Source organism: Burkholderia sp. ABCPW 14 (genome assembly GCF_001523835.1).
GTDB lineage: Bacteria > Pseudomonadota > Gammaproteobacteria > Burkholderiales > Burkholderiaceae > Burkholderia > Burkholderia mayonis.
This window is the reverse complement of the sequence record NZ_LOVS01000087.1, coordinates 13121-35107: the sequence shown is the minus strand read 5'-3', so window position 1 is coordinate 35107 and position 21987 is coordinate 13121. Positions and strand designations below refer to the sequence as shown.

Annotated in this window: 18 protein-coding genes; 9 read left to right on the top strand and 9 right to left on the bottom strand. The window is 67.4% G+C overall.

All coding sequences use genetic code 11. The features are described 5' to 3' along the window. Positions 1-11 precede the first annotated feature (11 nt). Entirely contained in the window at positions 12-1139 is a 1128-nt protein-coding gene (locus WS62_RS12960; RefSeq protein ID WP_066571238.1) for a sterol desaturase/SRPBCC family protein, read from the bottom strand. Positions 1140-1415: 276 nt separating this feature from the next. Here WS62_RS12960 and bsrA point away from each other — a divergent pair, with 276 nt between their 5' ends. After that, complete coding sequence (bsrA, locus tag WS62_RS12955; protein ID WP_066571236.1) at positions 1416-2351, top strand: LysR family transcriptional regulator BsrA; 936 nt, start codon at positions 1416-1418, stop codon at positions 2349-2351. 38 nt (positions 2352-2389) lie between these two features. Here bsrA and WS62_RS12950 read toward each other — a convergent pair whose 3' ends face one another. Beyond that, positions 2390-2818, bottom strand: coding sequence for a DUF2834 domain-containing protein (locus tag WS62_RS12950; protein ID WP_066571234.1), 429 nt, complete (start codon positions 2816-2818; stop codon positions 2390-2392). A gap of 404 nt (positions 2819-3222) precedes the next feature. On the opposite strand from WS62_RS12950, the gene WS62_RS12945 reads away from it, so the two are divergent. Then, on the top strand, positions 3223-4878 hold the full coding sequence (locus WS62_RS12945) for a GMC oxidoreductase (RefSeq protein ID WP_066571346.1): 1656 nt from the start codon (positions 3223-3225) through the stop codon (positions 4876-4878). Between the two features lie 72 nt (positions 4879-4950). On the opposite strand, the gene WS62_RS12940 is transcribed toward WS62_RS12945, so the two are convergent. Both WS62_RS12940 and WS62_RS12935 read right to left on the bottom strand, forming a co-directional pair. Next, on the bottom strand, positions 4951-7224 hold the full coding sequence (locus tag WS62_RS12940) for an FAD-dependent oxidoreductase (protein ID WP_066571232.1): 2274 nt from the start codon (positions 7222-7224) through the stop codon (positions 4951-4953). Positions 7225-7284: 60 nt separating this feature from the next. After that, entirely contained in the window at positions 7285-7680 is a 396-nt protein-coding gene (locus WS62_RS12935) for a TraR/DksA family transcriptional regulator (protein WP_066571345.1), read from the bottom strand. On the opposite strand from WS62_RS12935, the gene WS62_RS37400 reads away from it, so the two are divergent. The 4 genes from WS62_RS37400 to WS62_RS12905 all read left to right on the top strand — a co-directional run bounded on the left by WS62_RS37400 (position 7660) and on the right by WS62_RS12905 (position 14073). After that, positions 7660-8082: a hypothetical protein gene (locus WS62_RS37400; RefSeq protein ID WP_197422823.1), complete on the top strand. Its 423-nt coding sequence runs from the start codon at positions 7660-7662 to the stop codon at positions 8080-8082. The two genes, WS62_RS12935 and WS62_RS37400, sit on opposite strands and share 21 nt — an antisense overlap. A 637-nt stretch (positions 8083-8719) precedes the next feature. Then, positions 8720-9955 (top strand): polyhydroxyalkanoate depolymerase, encoded by a 1236-nt coding sequence (phaZ, locus tag WS62_RS12925; RefSeq protein WP_066571229.1) that lies wholly within the window; start codon positions 8720-8722, stop codon positions 9953-9955. Between the two features lie 30 nt (positions 9956-9985). Further along, positions 9986-11827: a ribonucleotide reductase N-terminal alpha domain-containing protein gene (locus WS62_RS12920; protein ID WP_066571228.1), complete on the top strand. Its 1842-nt coding sequence runs from the start codon at positions 9986-9988 to the stop codon at positions 11825-11827. A gap of 536 nt (positions 11828-12363) precedes the next feature. After that, complete coding sequence (locus WS62_RS12905) at positions 12364-14073, top strand: bifunctional aminoglycoside phosphotransferase/ATP-binding protein (RefSeq protein WP_066571223.1); 1710 nt, start codon at positions 12364-12366, stop codon at positions 14071-14073. A gap of 198 nt (positions 14074-14271) precedes the next feature. Here the strand turns inward: WS62_RS12905 and WS62_RS33515 are convergent, their stop codons facing one another. The 3 genes from WS62_RS33515 to WS62_RS38105 form a co-directional block, all read right to left on the bottom strand. Then, positions 14272-14574 (bottom strand): hypothetical protein, encoded by a 303-nt coding sequence (locus WS62_RS33515; protein WP_231748281.1) that lies wholly within the window; start codon positions 14572-14574, stop codon positions 14272-14274. A 188-nt stretch (positions 14575-14762) separates the two neighbouring features. Beyond that, positions 14763-15419 carry a lipid II-degrading bacteriocin gene (locus tag WS62_RS38110; protein WP_231748277.1) on the bottom strand — a complete coding sequence of 219 codons (657 nt, stop codon included), beginning with the start codon at positions 15417-15419 and terminating at the stop codon, positions 14763-14765. Between the two features lie 102 nt (positions 15420-15521). After that, complete coding sequence (locus WS62_RS38105; RefSeq protein WP_231748276.1) at positions 15522-15767, bottom strand: hypothetical protein; 246 nt, start codon at positions 15765-15767, stop codon at positions 15522-15524. Positions 15768-16458: 691 nt separating this feature from the next. On the opposite strand from WS62_RS38105, the gene WS62_RS12895 reads away from it, so the two are divergent. Further along, positions 16459-17490, top strand: a complete 1032-nt coding sequence (locus WS62_RS12895) for an Acg family FMN-binding oxidoreductase (RefSeq protein WP_066571221.1) — start codon at positions 16459-16461, stop codon at positions 17488-17490. Then, positions 17487-19331 (top strand): SulP family inorganic anion transporter, encoded by a 1845-nt coding sequence (locus tag WS62_RS12890; RefSeq protein WP_066571213.1) that lies wholly within the window; start codon positions 17487-17489, stop codon positions 19329-19331. Before WS62_RS12895 ends, WS62_RS12890 begins: the two co-directional genes overlap by 4 nt. A gap of 232 nt (positions 19332-19563) precedes the next feature. Here WS62_RS12890 and WS62_RS12885 read toward each other — a convergent pair whose 3' ends face one another. Further along, entirely contained in the window at positions 19564-20013 is a 450-nt protein-coding gene (locus WS62_RS12885; RefSeq protein ID WP_066571341.1) for a CBS domain-containing protein, read from the bottom strand. 293 nt (positions 20014-20306) lie between these two features. Here WS62_RS12885 and WS62_RS12880 point away from each other — a divergent pair, with 293 nt between their 5' ends. Further along, entirely contained in the window at positions 20307-20975 is a 669-nt protein-coding gene (locus tag WS62_RS12880; protein WP_066571211.1) for a nitroreductase family protein, read from the top strand. A 272-nt stretch (positions 20976-21247) separates the two neighbouring features. Here the strand turns inward: WS62_RS12880 and WS62_RS12870 are convergent, their stop codons facing one another. Next, positions 21248-21682 (bottom strand): Hsp20/alpha crystallin family protein, encoded by a 435-nt coding sequence (locus WS62_RS12870; RefSeq protein ID WP_066571206.1) that lies wholly within the window; start codon positions 21680-21682, stop codon positions 21248-21250. Between the last annotated feature and the right edge of the window lie 305 nt (positions 21683-21987).

Genomic DNA, 21987 nt, shown 5'->3' with positions numbered 1-21987 from the left:
ACGCGGCGCGCTCAACGTCGAGCGCCGCACGCGTCTTCGTCTTCGAGCCGCCGCTTCAGGAGCGTCAGCGAATGCGCGGATTCGCGTTCGACACGCTTGCGCATCACGAGCGCGTTCGCGAGCCGCAGCAGCGGATTCGGCGAATGATATTGCAGCGTGCGAATGAAGCGCGCACCCCGCGCGCCGTCGCGGCATTCGTAGGTCAGCAGGATGCGAAGATCGCCTCTCGCGTTGACGGCGCGCGCCTGCCAGATCGCGCCGGCCTCGTCGCGCACGACGTCCCAGCGCAGATGGTCGACGCGCCCCGCGGCGCGCACGTCCTCTTCGAAGCGGCTGCCTGCCGCGAGCGGGCCCGCCGGGCCGTCAACGCGCAGCGACGACGGATGCCATTCCGGCCAGCACGCCGCGGTGCTCGCATAGGCGAGCACCGCGGCGGGGCGGCGCGCGATGTCGATCTCGTGCCGCATGAACGTCGAGCATTCGGCCTGCGGCTCCGCGTTCCAGCGCAACGTGCCGTGCAGCCAATCCATCAACGGCAGGATGACGTCGAAGTTGCAAGTCCGCATCAGCTCGTTGCGATGGTGGATCCGGTGCAACGTGCGCATCTGCCGAATCCATGGCCACGTCGCGAGCGGATGCGTATCGGGCAGATGCTCGCACGCGTGAAGAAATTCGTAGAGCAGATAGCCGCCGAGCATCGTGCTCGCGAACAGACCCGCGAAGTTTGCATCGATGCGGCTCAACACCGCATGCACGGCGAACAGGCCGACGCTGAACACGACGATCAGCCAGGCCGGGAACAGGATCACACGCCAGTCGCGCGCGTCGCGGTACGTCATCCGCTCGCTCGAGAAGAAGCTGTGGTGATCGCCCGTGTGACGCCGATAGAACATCGCGCCGAAGCGGCGCTTGAAGTGACCGGCGTGTCGATGAACCGTGAATTCGAGCCAGTTGAACAGCAGGAACGTGAACGGCACCGTCGCCCATTGAAACGCGCTCACGCGCGCGACGTCCTTCAGAAAGAACGCGATCGCCGCGATCCCGTATGCGAGCACGAAACCGCCGTGCAGCCATGCGTTGTAGCGCGGATGAACGTTCGCGCGGTAATGCGCGCGGAACGCCTTCACGTCCTGGGTCATCGCGGTCTCCTGTCGTCCGGCACGTGCGGCGCGCCCGAAGCGCGCCGGCTCGACCGCAGATTAGAGTAGCCTCGGCGATTTCTCCAATGGAGAATCGTGATTTGATTTATTCATCGATCTGATTTCGATCATGCGCCGCGCCGATATGTCGAACGATGCATTCGATTGCGAACGGAGACCGCCCGCGCTGACGCGACGGCGCACGACGCGCCCGCGCCGCCGCACGTCCGGCGAGCGTTCCCGCTTCGGCGCGCGCACATCCCGGAGCGCCGCCGAATGATCCAGAATCTTCGACAACTGGACTTGAACCTGCTGCTCGTCTTCGACGCGCTGATGCAGGAGCAGAACCTGTCGCGCGCCGCGGTGCGGCTGCACATGAGCCAGCCGGCCGTCAGCAATGCGCTGACGCGGCTGCGCCAGCAACTCGGCGAGCCGCTCTTCACGCGCACGGCGCGCGGGATGACGCCGACCGCGCAGGCGCGCGCGCTGTACGAACCGGTGCGTCAAGCGCTGTACCTGCTGCAGATTGGGCTCGGCCCGCAGACCGATTTCGAGCTCGACACGCATCATCTGTTCCGGCTGTCGATGAACGACTACGGACAAACCGTGCTGCTGCCCGATCTGCTCGCGCACATCAAGGCGCGCGCGCCGAACGTGATGCTGTCGGTGCAGAGCGACGATGCAGGCTCGATTCCCGCCCAGCTGACGACGGGCACGCTCGATCTCGCGGTCGACTATCTGCATTTCGACAATCCCGAGCTCTGCTACGAGCCGCTGCACGAGGAGCTGCTCGTCGTCATCGGGCGCGCCGGTCATCCGGCGTTCGCGGACGGCCTCGCGCTGCGCGGCTATGAAGAGAGCGGCCACGTGTCGATCCAGCCGCGCGACCGGCGCGGCTCGCCGCTCGAGATCGTGCTCGGCTCCGCGCGCGTGCGCCGCGTCGTGCATTTGCAGGTGCCGCACTATCTGACGATTCCCGCGCTCGTCGCGAAATCGGATTTGCTCGGCACGATCCCGCGTCGGCTCGCGGAAAGCTTCGCCGACGTCTATGCGCTGCAGATCGCGCCGCTGCCGATCGACATTCCGCCGATACAGGTGAGCCTCATCTGGCATCGGCAACAGGATGCACAGCCCGGCCTTCGCTGGCTGCGCGAGCAGATCGCGCACACGCATCGCGCGATCATCGCGGCGGCCGACGGCGTATCGGCGTAAGAAGCGCGTCTAGCGCCGGTGTTGGCGCACGTCTTGCGCTAGACGCGCTGCAACGCGACGACGCCGTAGCCGATCGCGAACAGCGCGATCAGCACGAGGCCCGCGACGTCGCCGGCGCGCAGGCTGCGCGTCTCCGGCACGGGCCGGTTCGCGGCCGCGAGCGCGCGTTCTCGATGGATCAGGAACACCGGAAACGCGACGCTGACCGCGACCGCGATGCTCAGCACGATGTAGATCCACGCGCCGCGCATCGCGAGGCGCCGCGCTTCGAGCACGAGCCACAGGAACAGCGCCGCGCCGAGCAGCACGATGTCGACCGTGATCGATCGGCTCGCGGGATTCGCGAGCGTGTCGAGCAGGAAGCGCGGGCCGGCGTTCGCCGCGCCGAGCGGCAGATACAGCAGATTGTTGCTCCAGGTGCCGATCAGCGCGGCAAGCGCGATCAGGCCGTAAGCAGCGCAAAGCATTTTCCTCGAGATGGGCATGGCGGTCGTCGTCGTTCGTCTGGTGGTGGTGGATTCTGCGTCGTGCGGGAAAGCTAGAGCAATGCGGCTCGGCCGGCAAGTGCGCGATCGGACCGCTTCGGCTCCGCTTGTTTGAATCTTCACGCAAACGAAAACGAATTCAATGCGATAAGGCATGCATCGTGTTTCGAATTGATACTCGACGGCAAGCGCTCGACACTAGAGAGTTCGCGCGGCTGACGAACATTGCGGGGGCGACGATGCGCGCGCATCGCGTGCACGCCCATGCACACGCGATGCGGCCGCGCATTGTCGCCGAATCGCGCGAACGCGAAAACAGGGAGACGAACCGCTCGCGCGCCGCCGCGCGCGCCAGCCGGCTCGAACAATCAAAAAAGGTAAACCGAATGAAACAGCAGTCCTACGATTACGACTACGTCGTGGTCGGCTCCGGCTTCGGCGGCAGCGTGTCGGCGCTGCGCCTGTCCGAGAAAGGCTATCGCGTGCTCGTGATCGAGCAGGGCCGGCGCTGGACGCCCGACAACCTGCCCGCGACCACGTGGAATCTGTCGCGCTGGCAATGGCGGCCCGCGCTCGGGTTGCGCGGCTTCTTCGGCATGCGCTTCTTCAAGCACGTCGTCGTGCTGAACGGCAATGCGGTCGGCGGCGGGTCGATCACCTACGCGAACACGCTGCTCGTGCCGCCCGACAAAGTGTGGCGCGAAGGAAGCTGGGCGGGCCTCGCGGATTGGGAGCGCGTGATGCCCGGGCACTACGCGACCGCGAAGCGGATGCTCGGCGTCGTCACGAACCGGCGAATGGACGCGGCCGATTTCCGGCTGAAGGAGATGGCGAAGCTGATCGGCGTCGAGAAGAGCTTTTATCCGACGGACGTCGGCGTATTCTTCGGCGACGACGCCGACGCACCCGGCACGCGCTACGCCGATCCGTACTTCGGCGGCGAAGGCCCGGAACGCACGTCGTGCATCGGCTGCGGCGGCTGCATGGTCGGCTGCCGGCACGGCGCGAAGAACACGCTCGACCGCAATTATCTGTATCTCGCCGAGCGCCGCGGCGCGCAGGTGCGCGCGGAAACGAAGGTCGTCGACGTGCGCCCGCTCGACGCGCGCGCCGACGGCGCGGCGGGCTACGCGGTCGAAGCGGTATCGCTCGCGGCCGGCATGCGCGGCACGAAAAGCCGCGTCACGTGCCGCGGCGTCGTGTTCGCCGCTTCGTCGCTCGGCACGCAGGATCTGCTGATGCGCCTGAAGGAGAAGCGCTCGCTGCCGCATCTGTCGGGCGCGCTCGGCGAGCGCGTGCGCACGAACGCCGAATCGCTGATCGGCGTGCGCTTCCCGAAATCGACCGTCGATCTGTCGAAGGGCGTCGCGATCGGCTCGGGCATCTATATCGACGAGCACACGCACATCGAAGCGACGCGCTATCCTTCGGGCTCCGACACGATGGGACTGCTGACGACCGTGCTCACGCGCGGCGCGCCCGCGGGGCTGCGCCCGCTCATGTGGCTCGGCGCGCTCGCGAAGCTGCTGGTGACGCGGCCGCTGACCGCGATACGGATGATCGATCCGCGCGGCTTCGCGCACGATACGATGATCTTCCTCTGCATGCAGACGCTCGAAGGACACCTGACGATGCGTCTGAAGCGCCGCTGGTTCTGGCCGTTCTCGAAGCAGCTCGCGACGGCCGGCGACAAGATCCCCGCGTACATCCCGGCCGCGAACGACTTCGCGGAGAAGGCCGCGCGCGCATTCGGCGGCGTGCCAATGACGTCGCTGACGGAAATCCTGCTGAACGTGCCGATGACCGCGCACTGCATGGGCGGCGCGGCGATGGCGCGCAGCCGGCGCGACGGCGTGTGCGACGGCCGCAGCCGCGTGTTCGGCTATCGCAACATGTACATCTGCGACGGCTCGATGCTCGGAGCGAATCTCGGCGTCAACCCGAGCCTCACGATCACCGCACTCTCCGAGCATGCAATGAGCCACGTGCCCGCCGCGATCGCGCAGCGCTGGGACAGCATCGGGGAAGAGCTCGCCGCGTGAGTGCGGTGCGCGCGGCGAGCGAGGCACACGGCGTCACGCAACGTGACGCGGCGCGATCCAACGCGGCGCGCGTCACGCGCCGCGATGCTTGCGCCGATGATTCGCGCGGCCGTTCGCGAGCGCGACGAGCGCCGCGTCATAGCCCTGCTTCTGCAACTGCGCGACCGCGTCCGACGAAAAATCGTAGTCCTCGATGAACGACAACTGCCCGTCGCGATTCAGCGTGATCCGTGCGATGTCGAGCGCCGCGCGGTTGCCCATCAGCCGGATATACAGCGGTTTCTGGCGGATTTCGTTCGCGGTCTGCTCGTCGACGTGCGCGAGGATGCCATCGACGAGATCGCCGAAGTCGCTCGCGTATTCCTCGAAGCGCAGATCGTTGCGCACGCGGTCCATGTACGTGATTTCCTCGCGGCGCAGCATCACTTCGACAAGGTTCGTCGGCAGCGTCTTCGTGCCCGAGAACAGATCGATGATGAACACGCGTCCGCCGATCTGCCCGCAGCGCTCGATCACGAGATCGAGCGGCGAATTGCTGATGACGCCGCCGTCCCAGTATGGCCGGCCGTCGACGACGGTCCACGGCATACCGGGCGGCAGGCTGCCGCTCGCGAGCAGATGCGCGGGGCTCAGGCGATCGACGTAGCTGTCGAAGATGCGCGGCTCGCCCGTCTCGACGTCGACCGCGCTGATCAGCAAACGCGTCGGGCTCGTGCCGAGAGAATCGAAATCGACGTAGCGCGCGACGAGCTTCTCGATCGACGTCGCGTCGAAGAAGCTCGTCCATTTCGCGCGCAGCGGGTCGATGCCGAAGCCGAGCTGCGACCATTGCGGCTTCAGGAAATTCGGCACCCCGAACGACAGCACGTACGCGGACAGCCACGCCTGGTGCCACGGCGAGCCGTACAGCGACGGCAGCGCGATCGACAGGTCGCGCCAGAACGCCTCGAGCGCCTTGACCGCGCCCTTCGGATGGCTCGCGACGATCGCGCCGTTGAACGCGCCGATCGACACGGCCGAGATCACGTCGGGCCGCACGCCATGCTGCTCGAGCGCCTTGACCGCGCCGCATTCGAACGCGCCGAGCGCGCCGCCGCCTTGCAGGATCAGCATCGTCTGCACCGGCAGCTTGTCGAGCGGAAAGTTCGGATCGCTCAATTTTGCCTTCTGCGCGGCGACGTTCACGCGCAGCCGGATCGCGTCGTTCAGCGCGGCGATCTCGACGGCCGGCCGGTCGATCGTGAACGCGGCGCGCAGCACGTCGTCGGCAAGATAGAGGAGCGCGTACGAGCGATCGTCGAACGAGCCGCGCTCGATCGTCTCGGTCACGCCGGCCTGATAGCCGAGCAGGTTGTACGACAGCCCGAACACGCTGCCGTAGAAAATCGATACGTCGCGATACGGCAGCCGGTGGCCGAGCATGTTGCGCGCGACGATCTTGCCCTGCCGCATCGCGTTGTCCCAGTGCTCGATCCGCCGCCGCACGCCAAAGATCGGATCGTCGAAATGCGCGACGTCGCCGGCCGCGAACACGTTCGGATCGGTCGTCTGCAAGAACGCGTCGACTTCGATCCCGTCGCCGAGCGCGAGGCCGCTGCCTTCGAGCCAGCCGCAGTTCGGCGTCACGCCGATCGCCGCGACGAACAGATCGCACGGCCGCGTCTCGCCGTCGCTCGTCTCGACCGCCTCGACGCGGCGCGCGCCGAGCACGCGGCGCACCTCGTGGCGCGTCAGCACGTCGATGCCGCGCGCCTTGCACAGCGCGTCGAAATGGCTCGCGAGCGCCGGCGCGCGCAGCGTCGGCATCAGTTCCGGTTCGTGCTCGACGAGCGTCACCTGCAAGCCGAGCGTCTGCAACGTCGCGGCGATCTCGACGCCGAGAAAGCCGCCGCCCAGCACCGTCGCGCTGCGTGCGTACGCCACCGCGTCCTTCAGCGCCTCCGCTTGCGCGATCGTGTGCAGCACGTGCACGCCGTCGAGCTCGATGCCGGGCAGCGCGGGCATCTTCGCGGTCGCGCCCGTCGCGATCAGCAGCTTGCAATAGCGGAACGCGGCGCCGTTCGACGCGCGCACGATCCGCTTCGCGAGATCGAGACGCTCGGCGCGCGCGCCGAGCACGACATCGATGCGCTGCGACGCATAAAACGCCGCGTCGTGCAGCGTGATGGTCGCGGCCTGCTCGGTGCCGATCAGGATTTCCTGGCTGAGGGGCGGGCGCTGATACGGCAGGACGGGTTCGCCGCACAGGATCGCGATGCTCGCCGACGCGTCCTCGCCGCGCAGCGACCGCGCGGCGGTGACGCTCGCGATGCCGCCGCCGACGAGCAGATAGTCGACGTCACGCATCGGCGCCTCCCGTCGTGGAGAAGCGCGCGGCGAGCGCGGCGCGCGGCCGGACCGCGCCGCTCACAGCGACGACCTCGGCTGCGTCGCGAATCGCCGCTCGTGCGCGTGCTGGCACGACGCGCAGCGCAACGCGGTCGGGCGCGCGAGCAGACGCTCGTATTCGATCGGCTGCCCGCAGTCCGCGCAGGAGCCGTAGCTGCGCCGCGCGATCCGCTGCAACGCGGCGTCGACGTCGCGCAGCTCGGCGAGCTTCATGCCGATCAGCGCGTGGTCGACGTCGACGAACAGATCCGCATTCGCCTCGTCGCCTTCGTCGGGCGCCTGGCCCGCGAGATTCGCGTACGGCTCGTCGGCGCGATGCTGCTCGCGTGTGCGCACGTCCGCCTGCAGCGCCTGCTTGCACGCGTTCAACAGACCGCTCAGAACCTGGAGTTGATGCTCGTCGAACGCTGCCATCCCATCCTCCGATTTCTGCGTTTTCTGCGTTTGCCGCATCGGGTCCGCGCCGCCGTGGCGATGGGGCGATGCGTGCTGCTTCGCTTGTTGCTTGCGCTGCTTGCGCTGCGTGTGTTGCGTGTGTTGCGTGTGTTGCGTGTGTTGCGTGTGTTGCGTGTGTTGCGTGTGTTGCGTGTGTTGCGTGTGCTGCGTGTGCTGCGTGTGCTGCGTGTGCTGCGTGTGCTGCGTGTGCTGCTTGTGCTGCTTGTGCTGCTTGTGCTGCTTGTGCTGCGCCCGACAAGCGGTCGCGCCGTCGCCCAGGCACCGGCGATCCGTTTCCGTTTTCAAACGATTCGCCACGACGCAACCCGGCCGCCGGCCGATTGTCGCGTAGCGTATGGCGCGCCGGTCGGCCACCGTTGACCTGAGTCAATCGGCGCGCGCCTCCGCAGCGGTACGACGGCGCCGGAACGCGCCGGAACGCGCCGGAACGCGCATTCACGCCACGATGCCACCACGCGCGGGCCGCCGCAACGTCTTGCGTCGGACGATTGCGGAATGACGCGCTTCGCCGTCGAGCGATTTCGGCGCGGCAACACCGCCCAAGCCGCAGCGTTGCGCGGCGCCCCTGCATCGCCGCGCCGCAACGGCGGCCGCGATCGCTCGGAGCCGATGCACGCCCCCGTCGTCACGATGCCGCCCCGGCGCCGCACAATCGACCGTCGCCCGCCTCCATTCGCCGCCTGCTTGACGATCGTCAAAAGCGCTGCAAGCGCGGCTTTTAATCTGGCGATGAGGCGTCCGCAGGCCTATTCTGTCCCAATCCGATGCGCGATGAATACGGATACGTTGCGCTGCGGCAAACGGATCGCGCCTGGCCGCCGCCGGCAGCAGGCTTCGCAGCGGCGCCCGCTTCAGTGCCTGGAGCGCCCGCCGAGCGTGCGCCGACTGCCGCCGGCCGCGTGCGCCGGCTGGCCGCGGCGCGCGCATCCCGCCTCTCGCGACCTGCGCGCGCCGCGACTTCGGTAGTCCGTTCCCGCAACGCCGGTAAGGAGATTCGATGCTGTACGCGTGGCTTGAAGCGCAACGTGAATTCGTCCGCGCGTGCCAGCCGTGGACGGGCGCCGCGCAGCGCGCGGACGCGAACGCGCGCCCGGCGGGCTGGCCCACATGGGGCCCGATGACGCGCGCGGCCGACGCGGTCGCCGTGCCGCCGCCGTTCGCGATCGCAGCGGTCGTGATCGACGGCGCGGCCGTCGCGATCGACGAGCGCATCGTCGACGACACGCCGTTCTGCGCGCTGCGCAAGTTCGCGCGCCGGCTCGACGGCGACGTGGCCGCACGCCCCGCGGTCTTTCTATGCACGCCGCTTGCCGGGCACCACGCGGTGATGCTGCGCGAGACCGTCGAGACGCTGCTCGCGACGCGCGACGTCTACGTGACCGATTGGCGCAACGCACGCGACGTCCCGCCCGACGCTGGCGCATTCGGCCTCGACGACTACGTGCGCACGCTCGAGCGCTTCGTCGCCGGCGCGAATGCGAACGGGCTGCACATGATGGCGGTCTGTCAGGCGACGGTGCCCGCGCTCGCGTCCGCCGCGCTGCTTGCCGCGCGCGGCGTCCACATCGCGAGCGTCGCGCTGCTGGGCGGCCCGATCGACACGCGCGCGCACCCGACGCTCGTCGACCGCTTCGCGCTCGAACACGACCTCGACTGGTTCCGCCGCACGGCGATCGACGTCGTGCCGCCGCCGTACGCGGGCGCCGGACGGCGCGTCTATCCCGGCTTCGTCCAGCACGCGGCGATCGTCGTCGCGCATCCGCAGCGGCGCGTCGCGCTCGAAAGCCGCTACTGGGCCGCGTGGATGACGGGCGACTTCGCCGGCGCCGCGCGCTGCCTGCGCGAGATGAACGAATACGGCGCGGTGCTCGACATGACCGAGCGCTATTTCCTCGACACGATCCGTGTGATCTTTCACGAGCGCCTGCTGGCGAACGGCCGCTGGTCGGTCGGCCGCCGCCGCGTCGCGCCGCAACGGCTCACGCGCACCGCGCTCTGCACGATCGAAGGCGGCCGCGACGACATTTCCGGCGCCGGCCAGACGCATGCCGCACAGCAATTGTGCGATGCGCTGCCCGACGCCGCGCGCGAACGAATCACCGCGCCGGACTGCGATCACTACGACCTCTTCCTCGGCCCGCACTGGCGGCGATCGATCTACCCGGCGCTCGAGGCGTTCTGGACGCGCATCGAAACGCAGCACGCGAGACGCCCGCGCCGCGCCGCGCATTGAGCCGCCGCGCGCGGCCCGCGCGCACGCCGCTTGCGGACGATCAAAAAACGGACGCGCACCGTTCGCCACGCCGATTCGTTCGTCCGCATGATCGGCAACATGGACGACCAACCGATCTGCGACGCCGTATTCGCCGACCGCTACGCGCTGCCGGACGAGACGTCGCGCGCTCAGGCATGCGCGCGGGTCGCGCGCGCGCTCGCGCTCGTGGAACCGGTCGCGACGCGCTCCGGCGCGGCGCGGCGCTTCTACCGGAACCTGCTGAACGGCGCGCTCGGCGCGGGCCGCATCATGGCGCGCGCGGGCGCGGCTCAGGATCAGACGATGGCGAGCTGCTTCGTCCATCCGATCCGCGCGCCCGCCGCGCTTACGCGCTTTCATCCCGACCTCGGCCACGCGATCGACGAAGCGCGCCTGACGCTCGCGATGGGCGGCGACGTCGGCTACGACTTCTCGGAGATCCCGCCCGCGCGTGCGCGGCCCGACGCCGACCAGTCGACATCGCCCGGCGTGTGCGCGGCGCTCGACCGGTTCGATCGCATCGGCGTGCAGGCGGGCGAGCACGACGGACGCCGCCGCGCGCAACTCGCGGTGCTGCGCTGCGATCATCCGGATCTGCTCGCGTTCGTCGCCGCGAAGCGCGGGCGCGCGCGCTGGGAGACGCTCGAGCTCGCGGTGGCCGTTACCGATGCGTTCATGCAGGCGGTCGAGCAGGATCTGCCGTGGACGCTGCGACATCCGGCGCCGCCGCGCGACACGGCGAGCGGCGCGCTGCCCGCGCCCGACGGCGCGTGGACGTATGCGACGACGCCCGCGCGCCATCTGTGGCGCGAGATCGTCGCCACGACGCGCGACGGTGAAGGGCCCGGCCTCGTGTTCGTCGACGCAATCGACGCGGCCGACCCGCTGCGCGGCCGCGAGCGGATCGACGCGATGAGCCCGTGCGGCGCGCAGCCGCTGCCGCCGTACGGTAGCTGCATGCTCGGCGCGGTCGACCTGTCGCGGTTCGTGCGCAATCCGTTCGGCGCCGGCGGCGAGCCGCGCTTCGACTTCGCCGCGTTCGACGCGGCCGTGCGGGTCGAGGTGCGCCTCCTCGACAACGCGCTCGACGTCACGCGCTGGCCGCTCGCCGCGCACGCGCGCGAGTCGTATCAGAAGCGGCGGATCGGCGTCGGCGTGACGGGGCTCGCCGACATGCTCGCGATGATGCGGCTGCGCTACGATTCGCCGGCCGCGCGCGAGATGACGCGCTACATCGCGTCCGATCTGCGCAATCACGCGTATGCGGCGTCGGCCGAGCTCACCGCCGAGCGCGGCGCGTTTCCGTTGTGCGACCGCGATGCGCATCTCGACGCGCTGCACGCGGGGCCGCCGCTGCCGCACGCGGTCCGCCACGCGATCGAGCGCAATGGGCTGCGCAACAGCCATCTGACGTCGTTCGCGCCCGTCGTCGGCGTGAGCCTCGCGTTCGGCGACAACTGCTCGCCCGGCATCGAGCCGGCGCGCGCGTGGATCGAGCACCGGCCGGTGCGCACCGGCACCGGCACCGGCGCGACAGGCGCGCCGGGGATGCGTGCGGAGAACCACGCGCACCGGCTGTTCCGGTCGCTGCGCGGCGAGCGCGTCGCGCTGCCCGACTATTTCGCGACCGACGCCGACATCGCGCCGAGCGACCGCCTCGCGATGCGCGCGGCGCTGCAGCCGTATGTGGACGCGGGGGTCGCGAATACGCTGACGCTCGCGGGCCACTATTCGCTCGAGGAGATCAATGCGCTGCTGTTCGGCGCATGGCGCGCGAAGCTGAAGAGCATCGCGATCCGGCGGGCGGATGTGGCGCGCGAGGCGGAGGGAAACTGCGAGGGCGGCGCTTAGAAGCGGGTTCCTTTGCGCTCGGCACGTTTGGTGAAATATCGCGTGGCGCGGCGAACGGCTGGGCGGCGCGATCGGTCGCCGCGAATCGTCGCCGCGAATCGTCGCCGCGAATCGTCGCCGCGAATCGTCGCCGCGAATCGTCGCCGCGAATCGTCGCCGCGCCGCCGGCCGCCCGGCCGCGTTCGAGCATGCGACCGCTCACGCGCGGCGGCCGGCGAGCGCGCCTTCACGCAAAGAACGCGCTCTCCCGGCCCGCATCGCCGGACGCGTCGCACATCGCGCAACGAAGCCGCGCAAGCGCCGTTCAACGTCGAGCGCCGCCCGACGGACGAATGCCCGCCATCGCGATCCCGTCGACACAAACCTCGAACGCCCGCCCCACGCCCGCTTGCTTGACCCACGTCAAGCCGACGCCCGCAGCAATCGGGTCGAATGACAGCGGGCGCATCCGCGGCGCGGCGGCCTCGACGGCCGTCGGCAGTCGCACGGCCGACGGCGCCCGCATCCCGCGCGGCCACGATCCCCGGAGGTGACGGATGCGCCGTTCGCGCCCGTCGAAGCTCGCGAAATCCGCCGACGAATCGCGCGGCGCACGCCGCCTCGCGCGCGCCGCCGCCATACGCGGCAACGGCCCGCAGCGGCGCGCTGTGCGCGAGCGCGCGGCCCGCCGCCTGTCGCGCGAAGTCGACGCGACGCTGCGCCGCGCGTCGACGTATCCGCATCCGGCCGGCCACATCGCGCGCATCGAGACGCACATCTCCGTCGTCTATCTCGCCGGGCGTTTCGCATACAAGCGCCTGAAGCCGTTCGACTTCGGCTTCGCGAATTTCAGCGGCCTCGCCGCGCGCCGCCGCGCATGCGAAGCCGAACTCGCGCTGAACCGCCCGCTCGCCGAGCCGATCTATGTCGCGGTCCGTCCGATCGTGCGGCGCGCGCGCGGCCTGCGCGTCGGCGGCGCGGGCGTCGCCGTCGATCATGTCGTCAAGATGCGCCGCTTCGACGAGCGGATGCTGTTCTCGCAACGGCTCGCGCACGGCGAGCTCGGCGCGCCGGACATCGACGCCGCCGCGACGCGTCTCGCCGCGTACCACCTGCACGCGCCGCGCGACGTCCCGCAGCGCGCATACGGCAGCGCGCACGAGCTGCGCAAGCAGATCGAAGACGTGTTCACGCCGCTCGAACGCGCGCTCGGCCCGGCGCTGCCGGCGTCGCTGCGCGCGTGGTGTCTGCGCCGTTGCGACGCGCTCGCCGCGCATCTCGACGCGCGCCGCGCCGATGGCTACGTCCGCGCGTGCCACGGCGACCTGCATCTCGACAATGTCGTGAAGCACGGCCGCGACGCGCTGATGTTCGACTGCATCGACTTCGACGACGCGCTGCGCTGGATCGACGTGATCAACGATCTGTCGTTTCTGCTGATGGATCTGCACGCACACCGGCGCGCCGATCTCGCGCACCGGCTGCTGAACCGCTGGCTCGACGAGACGGGCGACTTCGCGGGCCTTGCCGCGCTGCCGCTGTACGTCGCGTATCGTGCACTCGTGCGCGCGCTCGTCGCGACGATGCGCGCGGGCGGCGACGATGCGGCGCGCAACGCGCACCGCGAGCGGGCGCGCGCGTACATCGACGTCGCCGCGCACGCGGCTCGCGCGCGCCGTCCGTGCCTGCTGCTGTGTCACGGTTATTCGGGCTCGGGCAAGTCGGTCGCGAGCCGAGCGCTCGCCAATGTCTCGGGCGCGATCCGGCTGTCGAGCGACAGCGAGCGCAAGCGCGCGCGGCCGTTCACGGCGGTCGACGCGCGGCGGCTGCCCGCAAGCGCGTACACGCCGCAGCAGATCGACGCGCAATACGAACGCCTGCGCGCGCTCGCGCGCGACGTGCTGCGCGCCGGCTACACGGCGCTCGTCGACGCGACGTTTCTCGCACGCGCGCGCCGCGCGAACTTCGTCGCGCTCGCGCAGGCGCAGCAGGTGCCCGTCTTCATTCTCGATTTCCGCGCGAGCCGCGCGTGTCTCGAACGGCGCGTCGATGCGCGCGCCGCCGCGCAAAGCGATCGTTCGGACGCAGGCGCGGCCGTGCTCGCAACGCAGCTCGCGACAGCCGATCCGCTCGACGCCGGCGAGCGCGCGCGCACGATCGGCTTCGATACCGATGTGCCGCTGGAGACGATTCGGTCAGCCGGGTATTGGCGGGCGGTGCTCGACGTGCTCGATACGGCCTCAATTGATGCCGCGACAACGAGTTGATGTCGAAAAGGCCCTGCGTCGGAGACGCTCGCCACTATCGAATGAACCGCCTGGGTCTGATCAATTGCACTGCCGCGGCAGCCCATTTCACATTGGCAATGCGTCGTACTGGATCGTGCGATCTGACCAAGCGCGCCACAGCGATACAGCGCACCCGGCCGAATCGATCTAGTGCGATGCGGACGCTTGCCCAACAGCTCAGTCAAACGGGCCGACGTTGTCCACGATCCAACCTTTGCAGGTCATCTTGGCAACGTACCGGTGCCCGTTGACCCTGTATGGAACCTTCCATTGCGCGACATCGCTCAGATATGAAAAATCTTCATCGAAGTCAATTTTTGGATTCTTGTTATTTCGATACGCGTACTTCACGATTTTAGATTTAATCTCCTGTCGCGTCATATCGGGGCAAATTCCATCGCCTCCGTCATAGACTCTCACGTACATCATGGCAATCACCAACCCGACAATCGCCAGAACAAGAGTAACAGCGGAGGCCATCACCACCCTTGCCTTCCGAGATCGATTTAAATCCAATTAAATTTACCATCCATTAAAACAATTCAACAACCATAACATAATTCAAATATCACGCCATCACACACATCCAGTCAGCGATGCATTCAATCGAGAGCATCTTTACAAATTTAAACAGAATACCCCCGGCCGAATATGTCAATGCCCATTACTTATATCCCGGAAACATTTCCATTTATTATGTCCCGCATCCCAAGGCTGGGCAACCCTCCCATGGACGGCCTGCGAACCACCCCGTGTTCATCCATGGCTTTAATGTTCCGACGAGCCCCCGAAACATTCAAAGGTTGAGACCCTTTAAAATAAATCATGAAATCTGTATGACCATTTATTTCACCCATCTTTCTGACCAAGGTAGTCAACACCTCCTGTATATACGGCCTTGAGTTCGATGCATCAAAATCGAATTTATCCGGATTCAACGTATACTCCCCGGCAAATGAAAAACCTCCATCAGCCGTCAAAACGAGCTGACCAACGACATGCCCGCTCACCCGGCCAAGCGCGGAACCGACGATATATTCTTTATCGCTCAGCAGATTCGTACTGAACTCAGCATCGATGGGATAAGCACCAGGTCCCATGCCATCATTGACGATAATGGATCGAATGGGGCCAATCTCGTTGGCCCCGATGCCCAACCGTAAAAATTTGAGATCGACCACCCGGGGAGATCCGTTTCCGCGAATCCAATAATCATAGGCGGCGAGAGTAAAGAATGGTGTAGCGTAAAATTTGAATTCTGAAATAGGCGGCGCAGGCAGGTGGCTAAAATAATAATCACTGAACAAACCGAACGCTGTCGTCAAGCCACTCAGCTGTGTATTTGACAGTCCATACTGATCGGCACCGACGACACCCTGCCACCCATTGTTCGCCAACCATTGAGTAAAAATTCCATAGGTTGCAATTTATGCCTTGACTAGATTATTACTCGCCAGCTCTATTCCATACGCAAATTCGGAGAGCACGTCGAGCGACTTTCCAGCTTCAGCAGCAGATAGAATTTTCCTGCCATTGACCAGATTGAATTTTCCGATTTGATATATTCCGCCTCGTATATTGTCGAATCCAGTCGTCCAACTATATCCGCCCACTGACCCTCCAACCGAAGGAATCGGCAGACTGGTTTCACGAGGCGCGGTAACGGAAATCATAGGGAGTTCGTCGGCTGGTCCATGTCATCTCGTCTGCGCCCAGCTCCGAACCGAAGGCAGCAGCATCGCCGCCGGGAATGCAATTGAAGTGCGTATTAGCGACCTTCTCTTTCTGGAAACTTGCATCACGCGATTCTTATTCTATATTGAATTCCAGAATTTTTCTCTTCCATCCAATATCCCGAAAAATTTATTTCCGCTATTATTCATATATTAATTCAACAGAATAAAAAAAACGAGAACGACAAACGGGACAAGCTTCACGCTCGCACCTCGATGGCCTAAAATGAAATACGTGCGCCGCAAGATAATTGAAATATCGAGTCATATCAACCGAAACACCTGACTCCCCATCAAAGTTCGATTGAATCCCTCAATCACATATGAAGCATTACAGGCGCGCTTTCTATATTTATCACTTCGATTAAAACAGATAGGTCTCGATGAGAGGCGAGCGCACCGGTCCTCCGATTGCAACGGGCGTCCATTCGGACAGAAAGACACGCGTCCGCTAGCCCTACAACGGAATACCCGCTCGCCCCCCGCCCATCCGCCGTTGATCTGGGTCAAGCACCGCCCGGCAGCCGCTCCATAGACTGGAATCGATCCTACGCAGTGCGCACCGCCCTCGAACTCCGGCGCGTCACATCCGCCCGCGCACGACCGCGCCTCCCGACAGGAGAACAGCAACATGGAAACGCCCAAGCGCCAGACGCCGCCGCATGACGACATCCCCCCGTTCGATCCGTCGGCGAGCGTCGAGGACCCGCTTCGCCTCGCGATCCGCTACGCGATCCTCGCGCCGTCGAGCCACAACACGCAGCCGTGGCGCTTCATCCTCGGCGACGCGTCGGTGATGCTGTGCGCGGACCGGCTGCGCGCGCTGCCCGTCGTCGACCCGTACGACCGCGAGCTGCTCGTCAGTTGCGGCGCGGCGCTCTTCAATCTGCGCGTCGCGCTGAGCCACTTCGGGCTCGCGTATTCGATCGACATGTTCCCGTCGAGCTCGGACCCCGACGTGATCGCGCTCGTGCGGCTCGATCCCCGCGGCTACCACGACGAAAGCCTCGTGCCGCTGTTCGACGCGATCGTCGAGCGCGTGACGACCCGCGCGCCGTTCGCGAACGAAGCGGTCTCGCGCGAGATCCAGCGCGCGCTTGTCGATGCCGGCGCGGCCGAAGGCGCCGAAATCGCCTGTGTCGACACGCCCGCCGCGCGCGAGGAGATCGCCGAGCTGATCGCCGAAGCCGACCGCCTCCAGTTCGCCGATCTGCGCTTTCGGCGCGAGCTCGCGAACTGGGTGCATCCGCGCCGCCGCGATGACGGAATGCCGGCGTTCGCGGCCGGCGTGCCCGCGCTGCTCGACTTCGCGACGCCCGTCATCGCGTCGGTGATCCGCACGTTCGATCTCGGCGGCGGAATGGCGGCGATGCATCACAAGCTCGTCGACGGCTCGCCGCTCGTCGTCGGCATCTCGACCGCGAGCGACGATCGCGACGCGTGGGTCGCGACCGGCCAGGCGCTCGAGCGCGTGCTGCTCGTCGCGACGGCGGCGGGGCTGACCGCGTCCTATCTGAATCAGCCGATCGAAATCGACACACTGCGCGAAAGACTGCGCCCGCTGCTGCACGTCGACGCCCATCCGCAACTGCTGCTGCGCATCGGACGCGGCCCGGTCGTTCCGCACGCGCCGCGGCGTCCGCTGATGGACGTCGTGTCTTGATCGAGCGGGAACGCGCCGCGCGCGAACGGAACGTCGTGCGGCGCGGCGGCGGCGCGGCGTGGCGCCGCTGGCTGCCGGGCGTCGCGACGCTGCGCACGTACCAGCGCGCGTGGCTCGCGCGCGACCTGTTCGCGGGCGTCGCGCTGACCGCGGTCCTCGTGCCGGTCGGCATGAGCTACGCACAGGCGGCCGGCCTGCCCGTCGTCGCCGGACTGAACGCGACGATCGCCGCGCTCGTCGGCTACGCGATCTTCGGCCCGAGCCGGATTCTCGTGCTCGGCCCCGATTCCGCCCTTGCCGCGCTGATCGCCGGCGCGATCGCGCCTATCGCGCATGGCGACCCCGCGCACGCGGTCGCGCTGTCGGCCGCGCTCGCGCTGATGTCGGGCGGCTTCTGCGTGCTCGCCGGCCTGCTGAAGCTCGGCTTCGTCACCGATCTGTTGTCCAAACCGATTCAGTACGGCTATCTGAACGGCCTCGCGCTGACGCTGATCGCGAGCCAGCTCCCGAGCCTGTTCGGCGCCGCGCCGTGCGGCGGCACGTTCGTCGACGAAGTGACGAGCATTGCCGCGACCGTCGCGCAAGGCCGGATCGACGCCGCATCGCTCGCGCTCGGCGCCGGCTGTCTCGCCGGCATCGTGCTGCTGCGACGCGTTGCGCCCGCGTGGCCCGGCATTCTGATCGCGGTCGCCGCCGCGTCGATTGCCGCAGCGTGGCTCGGCACTGTGCCGGACGCGCACGTCGCCAACGCGCACGTCGCCAACGCGCACGTCGCCAACGCGCACGTCGCCAACGCGCATGTCGCCAACGCGCACGTCGCCCTCGTCGGCCCGCTCGCCGGCAGCATGCCGCTGCCCGGCCTCCCGGCCATATCGCTCGCCGACGCGAGCCGGCTCATCGCCGGCGCGCTCGCGATCGCCATGGTGTCGGTCGCCGACATCAGCGTGCTATCGCGCGTGTTCGCGCAGGACGACGGCCGCGAAACCGAGCGCAATCAGGAACTGATCGCGCTCGGCGCGGCGAACCTGCTCGCCGGCGCGCTGCGCGGCTGCGCGGTCAGCAGCAGTTCGTCGCGCACGCCTGTCGCGCTCGCGGCCGGCGCGCGCACGCAGTTGACGAGCGTCGTCGCGGCAGGCTGCATCGCGCTGCTGCTCGTCGCGCCGACATTGCTCGCCCGCGTGCCGCTCGCGGCGCTCGCGGCGGTCGTCATCTATTCGGCGAGCGGCCTCGTCGACGTGCGCGCGGTCGTTCGGCTCTTCAATATGCGCCGCGGCGAATGCGCGGTGTCGATCCTGTGCTTCGCGGGCGTCGTGCTGCTCGGCGTCGTGCCGGGCATTCTGCTCGCGGTCGGGCTGTCGCTGCTGTCGTTCGTCTGGCGCGCGTGGCATCCGTACGATACGGTGCTCGGCCGCGTCGATGGCATGCACGGCTATCACGACGTGTCGCGCCATCCGGACGCGCGGCAGATGACCGGCCTCGTCGCGTTCCGCTGGGACGCACCGCTGTTTCATGCGAACGCGACGATCTTTCGCGACCACGTGCACGACGCGATCGCCGACGCCGACGCACCGGTGCGCTGCGTCGTGATCGCGGCCGAGCCGATCACCGACGTCGACGTCACCGCCGCAGATATGCTCGCGACGCTGCGCGACGAACTCGCCGCGCGGCGGATCACGCTTTATTTCGCGGAGATGAAAGGGCCGGTCAAGGACCGGCTGCGCACCTACGGGCTCTTCGACAAGATCGGCGCCGATCACTTCTTTCCGACGGTGACGGATGCGGTCTTGCACTTCGCGCAGGCGCGCAAGGAAACCGCGGCCGCGCGGCGCGCGCGGCGTTAGCACTTCAACGGCCATGCGCCAGCGCGGCGCAACGGGGGTCGCACGACGGCAATGGTGCACGAAAGTGCCGAATCGACTGGCGGCGTGCCCCCGGAATCCGCGGACATGAAACCGATTGCACGAACGCAGCTCGCCCATTCGACGGCGCAATGCCGCGCGCATGCAATCGACGGCGTGAGACCGATAGCGCGAACGCGCCGCGACGCCGCCGCGGACAGCGCGCGAGCGCACGTCAGCTCCGCGCCTTCTCCTCGAAGTGAACCTGACGCCGCGAAACCGACGCGATCTCGTCGAACAGCGACGCCGCGCACGCCAACACGTCGTCCAGGGACACCATCCCGACGAGCGCGCCCTCGGCATTCACGACCGGCATCCGGCGCGCGCCCGTCAGTCGCATCCGATGCGCGATCGTCCACAAGCTGTCCTGCTCGTGGACGACGGCCACCGGCGCGGACATGATCTCGCCGACAAACAGCGCGGCGGGATCGACCCCCTTCGCGATCAGCGACAGCACGATGTCGCGGTCGGTCAGCATGCCGACCGGTTCTTGCGCGCGACCCGCGTCGTCGACGACGATCAGGTCGCCGACGTGGCGGTCGCGCATCAGGTGCGCGGCGTCGAGCACGGTGTCGGTGCGGCGACACACGGCGACGGCGCGGGTGCAGATCTCGGCAGCATTCACGATCGGCCTCCGTTCGTAAGCATGATGGACGCGCGCGCCGCAGCCCGCGGCCGACGGCCTTGCGGCAACGCAGCGCACGACGAGGCGAAGCGCGCGGACGCACAAACGTGCAACACAGCGTCGCACGCGCGTCCGTCTCCCATTCTGATGCATGTCAACTTCGCCGGCACGCGCGCGCCGGCGTGCGACACTTGATCGGGATCAGTTCGACGTGCGACACACTCGCTATCGTTGAGAAGCGAGCGCGCTCGCGAGCGGGTGCGGCGCGGTTTTCCACTGTCTTGGAGACGGACATGAGCGATCCCGAACTGCTGACCTATCAACCGATCGCCGTGGCATTGCCCGCGCCCGCGGAAGAGGAGGCGCCCGCGATCATCGATCTGCCGCAGCCCGATCTCGGCGCGGGCCTGCCGCTGATGGCCGCGCTGTCGCTGCGGGCGAGCACGCGCGAGTTCTCGTCCGCGCCGCTCGCGCCGGCGACGCTCGGCGAACTGCTGTGGGCAGCCGGCGGCGTCAACCGTCCGGCGACGGGCGGCCGCACCGCGCCGTCCGCGCATGCGTTCAACGAGATCGACATCTACGTCGCGCTGCCCGACGGCGTCTACCGCTACGATCCGGCGCTGCACCGGCTGCTGCTGAAGCGCTCGATCGACGCACGCAACCTGACCGGCTATCAGGACTTCGTCGGCGCCGCGCCGCTCGATCTCGTCTATGTCGTGCGGTCGTCGCGGCTGCAGTCGATGCCGAAACCGCTGCGCGAGACGTTCTCCGCGGTGGCGGCGGGCGCGATCGCGCAGAACGTCGCGCTGTATTGCGCGTCGGCGGGACTCGGCTGCGTGGTGCGCGGCTGGATCAACCATCGGCTGCTCGCCGACGCGCTCAGCCTGAATGAAGACGAATTGCCGATCCTCGCGCAGACGGTCGGCATGCCGGTTGCGCACGCGGGCGGCGCGCACGCCTGAGCGTCGCGCGATCCCGCTGCGCCGATGCGGGCGGGATCGCTGCGCGCGGGCGAGGCGTACGGCTCGCTCGTCGCGGCTGACGTGTCGCGTATCGCGCGTGCCGCGTCGCGCGTAGCGCTGCCGCGCTTTGGCTTTGCACGATGCGCGGTACGCGACGTGCGCCACGCCGCATCAGGAAGACAAAAGAACCGCCGGCGCACCGCCAAGAGCGTGCCGACTTGCATCGCAAAGCAAACGCAAAGCGCCGCGTGAACCGCGGCGCGCACGCGCACTCAGCTTATCGCCAGCTTCTTCCTCTCCGCAGTCGCCTTTTTCGGCAGCGTCAGCGACAGCACGCCGTCCTGATACTGCGCGGTCGCGGCGTCGCGGTCGATTTCGCCCGTGAGCGAGAAGGACCGGCTGAACTCGCCCGAATAGCGTTCGCGCCGGATCACGCGCTCGCCTTCCTTCAGCTCCTTGTTCCGCTCGACCTTCGCGCTGATCGACACGGCGTTGCCTTCGATCTGCACGTTGATGTCGTTCTTGTCGACGCCCGGCAGCTCGGCTTTGACAAGGTAGGACTGGTCATTTTCGGTCACGTCGATCTTCATCGATGCGAGCTTCTCTTCTTCGACGTCAATCATCCCGCGCAGCGGACGGAACAAGCCCTGGAACAAATCGGACATCGGTTCCAGCGAAAACGGGTCGTAACGCGTCAAATTGCTCATTGCTCTCTCCTGGAATTCGCAGCCGCGCACGATGCGCGGCCGACACCGCTGACGACATCCGGCACACGCCGGACGCCCCCTCAATGACCTGATGCCGATCGAATCGATACGGCCGGTTTTTAGCGTAGCGACGCGGATCCGGCCGGCATTGACGTGTGTCAATCGGCGGTCACGCTTGCCGCGCGCGCCGAACGCACCCGGCGCCAATCGACGCGCGTGTCGACGTTTCGCCCCTATTGATTTCGACAATTTCGTTCCCGATTCGATTCGACGATGCGTCGCGCGAAATTCTACGGCGCGCATGC